We start from the raw sequence: 7440 nt of genomic DNA on the forward strand, positions 1-7440 counted from the left end.
TGCTTGCCTTTTTACTGCCTAACGTACCGTGGCTAAGCTGCGGAAACGCGCAGCCAGTTTCTTGTAGAATGTTGAACGGACGTGATGGCTGTTCATTTCAGTTTCTTTTGTCTTTCGGGCGGCGACATCGTCGACGACTGGTTCCGTCAGTCCCGCAGGGATCCCTCTGGGGCTTGCGCCGCTGGTTAGATTGCACGCTAGATTCCGACTAATATGCCGCACGAGCCTTGCGTGCTTCTAATATAGGTATTTCCTGTTGCCTCCTTGCTTAGGCTGACAAGGTCATACGAATATTTAACATCGACAAAGATCGATACAGCGTCATCGAGATGGTAGGATAGTCCGAGACCCAAGTTAAGATCGAAGTCTGTTCTCCTAGCATCGTTTGACCAGCCCACGGTATATGCTGGCCCGCCGAATCGATCGTCAACATACGAAGCGGAATTTAGAAATCCGCATGTTCCACCGACCATGATGTAGGGTCCCAAACTGTAGATTGGAAATTCCTTTTTGAGAGAGACCGAGAGCTGAGTAAACTCGTAGTTGAATTCGATGTCCGGACTGCTTGATTCAAGATACTGATGAACCAGCCACGGAATAGTCTTTTTGACATAGGACAGGCCTCCAATGACATAAAGTTCGTCGAGCAATTTGGATTGGACGAGGAGGCCGATATTGGGGCCTAATCCAGTTCCGTAGACATTCCCGGGGGTAGGCTTGATATCGTAGTTTGACCAATTAATGCCTCCTTGCAAGCCAACCATTGTTTGAGCGAGGCAAGAAGCAGTGAGGAGAAGTAGGCTTAATGATAGTTTGAGTAGAGTCGTAATATACGTTTCCTTGTGTGGGCGAACGTACCGCGGCTAAGCTGCGGCAACGTATGGCCAGTTCCATGTAGAATGTTGCGCGGTCGTGACAGTTGTTCATTTCAGTCTCTTAGATCTTTCGCGCGGCGCATTTGCTGACGGCTGTTTCCGTCAGTCCCGCAGGGATCACATTGGGTCTTGAGCGACTGGTTAGGGGGTAATTGCTTCACTTAAGTAGAATAAATTTTTTGGTCTGAACGTATGCATCGGCCTGCAACCGATAGAAGTACACTCCGCTCGCCAGGCCTGAACCGTCGAATCTCACGGAGTATGTTCCGGGAGCTTTGACCTCATTGACCAGTACCCTAACCTCGCGGCCAAGAAGGTCATAGACGACAAGCTTCACATGTGATTGATTCCGTACTCCGATATCCGCTATCCGAAAGGCTATTGTTGTCACAGGATTAAACGGATTTGGATAGTTCTGCAAAAGTAAATATGTGCTTACAGTTGTTGAAACACCAGCTTGTTCCTCCCGAACTGATACAAGTGTTGTATCACCGTACACCACTCCGTCGATCAATGCGGCAGCGAGGGTACCCGTTGAGGATGTGTAGGAGTCATTCATCCTTGAGGATTCGTCGTCGGTATACGATGCTGGTCCTATTCCATCCACAGTTGTGGAAGAGTTCGTTTGCGCCCATTCCGGATCACTGTTGTATGATTCCCCCCATTGCTGGGAGGATCGAAAGCCCCCCCACTGGTCATTTGATCCTACTATTACAAAATCAGTCGTCTGAATTTTCAAAGGAGGTAACCATGATGAGTCTGCCGTCACCAGTCTGTTGAAGAGCGTCCCCTGAAACCCCGGCGCCGAGGATGAAACCAATAATGTGGTATCACACCGCCACAATTCAAAGGAATGAGACGTTGTGTCCGGGACGGAAGCGACTTGAAGAATTTTCCACACCTGTGCGCCAATCGTCGTATCACCGATTACTCTTTTTTGTGTGGTGTAGTCCCAGGTCGATGTTTGACCTTGTGTTTCATGGAGACTGTGGTATTTGTATGCCCATGTGTTGCCCAGTGAGAGCGAGACGATCCTGTTGAACGCGGAACCGGTTCCTCGAAGAGGCACAGCAGTAAGGGAATGTGCTCCTTCGGTTGCAATAAAGAGTGTGTCGTAGAAAAATCGTTGCAAAGTAGGATGGAAAGCAAGGGGAAGACGATAGGTGGCGTGACCGGTCATAACATTTGGAATTGCACCTTGTGCGGCACTGAAGGTTGATGTGCGCGTGTAGATTGTGTCGATTCTGAGCGGACTGCGATATGGATTGGTAAGGAATAGACTCCCTGAAGACGTGCTATCGACCTTCGCTTGGATGAAGTCAATGTCCTTTGGAGCAACAACAAGGTCAGCATAGTTTACCAGCGCGGCCACAGCTCCGACACCCTGGATTGCATTGCCGTAAACCCGTAATGTGTCATGTGCGTTCTGTGCGCCAGTGGACGTGCAAAAGACTGTGACCTCAAGGCTATCACCATATGAGAGTGACAAAGGGAACGAGATCGGTGCGAAAGTAAATTCCCTGGATGAGAGGCCCAATGAATCAACACGGAGAGGACTTAGTGAACTGCTCCTGATGGTTAGTCCCATCATACCGCTGGTTCCCTGATTCAAGGGTCCGAAATCCAGTAGACTCGTTGACAATATCATGGAGGGGTACGGGCATATCCCTTGTACTGGGACACGGAGTTCATCATCTGTTACATTGAATATCCGGAGGGTGTCCGCAAAACTCCCATAACTCTTCGGAGTAAATGCCACCGTGATGACACTGCTGTTGTTGGCCGGAATACTTATAGGCAGAGGAGTGATGGCTCCGAACGCCGTTGAATTGGTCCAGACAGCAATGAGTGAAATCGTAGTTGATGTCGGATTGGATATGGTCAGTTGCAGGTTCCTGGAGTTATTCACCCCCACTGGCCCGAAATCCTGCAACGGGCCTGGAACCGGCATTAATTTCCCCCTGTAGAGATAACTGCCGTCTCCGCCGCAATAGTAGAACTGGTTTTTGTCCGTCGCGGCATGGAACTCAGTTGGTCCGTCGATCGGTTTTAAGGTCACGCCGTCGTCATCTGAAAATAGCATTGTTCCTTTGCCTGGCGAAAACAACTGCGAGATAATGAAGTCTCCATCACGATCAGTTACAATAGCTGCTGATCCGAATCCGCTAAATTTCGTTTCCCAGGTTCGAGCTGTTGCGGTGGATCGAAGAATGCCTCCGAAGGTTTCGCCAGAATTATTCAGGAATCCAGTGTACCATATGAGAAAGGCGCCATGCTGATTCGCAGCGAATGTGACGGGTGTGACGACTGACCCGGCTATGCTTCCAGAATCGAGGGTCCAGGTCTTCCCACCGTCCATTGAGCGGGTAATATTTCTATTGTACGCCGATGCAGCAATGAGCTGCCCTCCGGGCGTTTCGGCTACAAGGAAACAGTTCCTAAACCATTCATCATTCCGGTAATTCCAGGTATTGCCCCCGTCAGTAGAATAATAGAGCCAACCGGCTGCTGCAAAGAGAGTCCCAGTTTTAGACGGGCATATCGATTCGATCGGGTAGGGGAGAGTGGCGATTTTCACCCATTGAGTTCCATCATTCGTGCCGCGGTATAATTCACCGCTGGGCGTTCCAAGGTATATGTTTCCTGAGTCATCCGCCATAAGCGATCGGGGAAGCTCTGGGGAATCAGTGGAAACAGGCAGAACAATATCCCATGATGCTCCCGCATCACTCGAGCGCATGATGCCCGCCTCGTACGCCAACGTGAAGACCGATGAGCTTTTCGGACTTACCGTCACGGCCATGATCTGATATGGCGTAACAGTCTCCCATTGCATCGGGATCCGTCTGAACGAAAGCTGGGCAAAAAGGCTCGTTGCAAAGATCAGTGAAGTCAATATTACTAAATAGTGTGGTCTTGTCGTCTTCATAGTTGGTTTCAACATTTAAAAACATTTCTCAGGAATGTCGCAAGACATCCAGAAACATTGTGCGAACTGTTGGAGGAGGGAGTCGTTATCACAGTTCGCCTCCTTACAGGTAGAGCTTCTATGAATTGGGTTAGGAAATGCTGCCTGCACGAAAACAAAGATTGAATAATTTCCTCCTTTTATGAATCACAAATTTAGCGTAGAAGGATTAAGCTTTCAATATGGACATTGCCACCTAACGTACCGCGGGTAAGCTGCGGCGACGTGTTGTTAGTTCCATGTAGAATGTTGCGCGGACGTGACGGTCGTTCATTTCAGTCTCCTTTTGGCTTTAGCGCGGCACATTCGCCGACAGCTGGTTCCGTGAGCGTGAGCCGTTGGTTAGGCGGCGTGCTATTTAAGCAACACGAGCTTGATGGCTTGTGAAAAGCCATTCGATTCGAGGATTGCAATGTATGTTCCGCTTGCTTGATCTCTGGCATTCCAGATGGCATTGTGCTTCCCCGATTCAATAGCTCCATTAAATATTGTCGTAATGTGTCGTCCGAGGATATCGTATATTCGGAGCGATGCGACGCTTTTAGTTGCAACGGAAAAGGGAATCACTGTAACCGGATTAAACGGATTAGGGAAATTCTGACTCATTTCAAATCTCTGTGGAGCCACAGTATTGCGTTCTTGTTGAGTTGATGTAACGATGGCGCTCTTAAGAATATGGTTAGAATGGGAGACAACGCCTGTGATGTATGGAGCACTCAAAGAAATGTTTGTAGGACCGATGAGGCGTTTGAATGATATGAGGAGAATATAGTAAGGTTTGCTGACACTCTTTGGATACTGGGCTGTCAGAGTAAATGTATCTACGCTCGCGGAAGAATATCGGAAGAAGGTTGCTGAGTCGGCAAATTCTTGGGTTAGTGGGAACACAGATTCCCAGTTCAGAGAACCGGCCGTGACAAGCAGGTGATATCCTTGGGTATGTTCGACGATGTCGAAAAGTATTGTATCAATGATAGAATAGGAGGTGTCAAAGTGTGGGGAAAAGAGCCCATCGATCCTATGCACGATGTCGCGAGTTTCTCTGAAGTTCCAAATTGTTGAATCATTTGTACCATCTTTGGAAATGATGGAACAGATGGCCGTGCCTGAATCAGAGTACATAACATCCGCTAATTGATCCCAATCAGATGTCTTATATTCATAGGTCCATTGATTGCCTATATTGAGTGGGAAGAAATCGTCATTACGCACTTGGCTCCAAGTAATTGGCAACGCTATGAGAGTGAGGAGAAAGATGGGGACGAATGTTTTCATGATAGTACCTCGCAGATTCACGCCACCTAACGTACCGCGGCTAAGCTGCGGCAACGTGTAGTTAGTTCCATGCAGAATGTTGCGCGGACGTGACGGGTGTTTATTTCAGTATCTTTCGTCGCGCGCGCCGCGCGTATGCCGACAGCTGGTTCCGTCAGTCCCGCAGGGATCACATTGGGACTTGAGCAACTGGTTAGAGCACACGCGGTAAAATAGTAATTGAGCATACTTCAGGTCATGTTATTTCAACAACAGAAGCCTTTTCGTTTCGAGATATGTTCCCGCGTGCACACGATAGAAGTAAACACCGCTTGCCATGTTCGCCGCATTCCATTGCCGGCTGTAACTTACCGCTGGCAATTCCTCTGAGACAATCGTCGACACTTCTCTTCCCAGTATGTCAAAGATCTTTAACGACACGAAAGACCGGGATGGAATATCGAATGAGATTGTAGTTAATGGATTAAACGGATTAGGATAGTTCTGTGAAAGTGAGAAGCTTTCGGGTAATTTTTCGCGATCTATCTTTACTGCAGTAGTAAATTCGGACAATGGTCTACTATACACGCCGAGATTGGTTCCCGCGAAGAGATTTGTTGCGGAAGCGAGAAAGGAATAGACGTCGATTCCATATGCAGGAAGCCCTGAATAGATACCATTGAATTCAGTTCCAGCAAAAATATTTGTGTCTCTGAATGCAAAACACTGGACACTAGGATAATAAGGCAAACCCATATTCACTGCTGTCCAAGTTGTACCATTATCGATGGAAAAGGAGACGCTGTTTCCCCCGGCAAAAAGAACCGAGCCGTTTGATCCATTGGGGTTTAGGGCAAGGGGAGGGCCTTCTGACATCCCTGCGTGTGCCCAGCTTGCACCGTTATTGGTCGAACGGAATATACCCCCAGAAGTCGCGGCAAAGAGGTTTTCGCCGCTGCAAACCAGAGAATAGACATTGCCACCGCCGGGTCCTGTCGTTTGTTTCCATTGAGCGATGGATAGATTGTGTATAATGATCATCGATAGCAAGAGTCGGAAATGATGTTTCATGGGATTCGCAGGCGAATGATTAGTCCTAATGAACAATTGAAGTCCATTCGCAATCGTGTTGTTGGCAATTCGTGTGTTCTAAGGTACCGCGGCCAAGCTGCGGCAACGTGTAGTTAGTTCCATGTAGAATGTTGCGCGGACGTAACGGCTGTTCATTTCAGTCTCTTTTGTCTTTCGCGCGGCGAATCGCTGACGGCTGGTTCCCTCCGCTCGAGCCGCTTGTGAGGTTGAACTCTATTTGCGTTTGACTAATCGGACATGTGCCGCTGCTTCAGAAGCCATGAACTCCGTATATTCATATCTTTTGGATACTTCTTCACTTCCGTCAAAAAGACGTTCGCCAGCTCCAAGCAACTTTGGCGTTATGACGAGGTGTAGTTCGTCAATGAGTCCAGCTCGCAAATATTGCCTCACGACGGTTGCACCACCACCAATCCGCACGTCTTTTCCCTTTGCAGCATCAAATGCCCTCTTTAATGCAATCTCAATTCCCTCTGTTACAAAATGGAAGGTCGTTCCACCTTCCATTGGAATTGATTGTCTCGGATATTTCGTGAGCACGAAAACAGGATGGTGATACGGTGGGTTAGCCCCCCACCATCCTTTCCAATCCTCATTGGGCCAAGGACCTCGAATCGGACCAAACATATTGCGCCCCATTATGGTCGCACCCACCCCTTCATCTGCTTTGGCGGCAAAAGTATCATCGATGCCTGTGGTACCACCTTCATTGCCGAACATTGTTTTAAATGTTCGAGTTGCAAGTGCCCAATCCATGATCGTTATGCCTCCCTCACCAAAGGGATTCTCACGACTTTGATTGGGGGCTGACGTAAATCCGTCCAACGACATTGTGAAAGCTCGAACAACAAGTTTAGCCAAAGTTTCCTCCTGGATAATGTAATTTTGTGCAACCTAACGTACCGGAGCTAAGCTGTGGTAACGTGTAGTTAGTTCCATCTAGAATGTTGCGCGGCCGTGACGGTCGTTCATTTCAGTCTCTTCTGTCTTTCGCGCGGCGCTATGTCAACGGCTGTTTCCGTCAGCGTGAGCCGCCGGTTAGGGCTCATATGTGAAAAGTCTCTAAGGTTGAGAAGTGCTTCTATTTACGTGTGCTTCCTGTATTCCAGGGCAACGACCCCGGATTGAAAGATCTTCGAACCGATGAAATCCAGGCGAAGCCTCTCATGCAACTTCACGGTATCGAAGAGCCGAGGTCCTTTGCCGGCAACAACTGGGTGAACCACGAACTGATACTCGTCAATCAAACCG

6 protein-coding genes are annotated in these 7440 nt (G+C 48.5%); all 6 read right to left on the bottom strand.

Features of this window, described 5'->3' with window-relative positions:
- Window positions 1-197: 197 nt before the first annotated feature.
- A complete protein-coding gene (locus VMF88_15430) occupies window positions 198-830 on the bottom strand; it encodes an outer membrane beta-barrel protein (protein ID HTY12454.1) in 633 nt (210 codons plus the stop codon).
- Window positions 831-1032: 202 nt separating this feature from the next.
- A complete protein-coding gene (locus VMF88_15435) occupies window positions 1033-3804 on the bottom strand; it encodes a choice-of-anchor D domain-containing protein (GenBank protein ID HTY12455.1) in 2772 nt (923 codons plus the stop codon).
- A gap of 393 nt (window positions 3805-4197) precedes the next feature.
- Window positions 4198-5118: a T9SS type A sorting domain-containing protein gene (locus VMF88_15440; GenBank protein HTY12456.1), complete on the bottom strand. Its 921-nt coding sequence runs from the start codon at window positions 5116-5118 to the stop codon at window positions 4198-4200.
- Window positions 5119-5358: 240 nt separating this feature from the next.
- Window positions 5359-6168 (bottom strand): T9SS type A sorting domain-containing protein, encoded by an 810-nt coding sequence (locus VMF88_15445; protein HTY12457.1) that lies wholly within the window; start codon window positions 6166-6168, stop codon window positions 5359-5361.
- A 234-nt stretch (window positions 6169-6402) separates the two neighbouring features.
- Complete coding sequence (locus tag VMF88_15450) at window positions 6403-7050, bottom strand: dihydrofolate reductase family protein (GenBank protein HTY12458.1); 648 nt, start codon at window positions 7048-7050, stop codon at window positions 6403-6405.
- A gap of 224 nt (window positions 7051-7274) precedes the next feature.
- Window positions 7275-7440 (bottom strand): dihydrofolate reductase family protein (locus tag VMF88_15455; protein ID HTY12459.1); only part of this gene is annotated, 166 nt, incomplete at its 5' end.

The sequence above is a fragment of the Bacteroidota bacterium genome (assembly GCA_035506275.1).
Classification (GTDB): Bacteria; Bacteroidota; Ignavibacteria; order UBA10030; family UBA8401; genus JAGVPT01.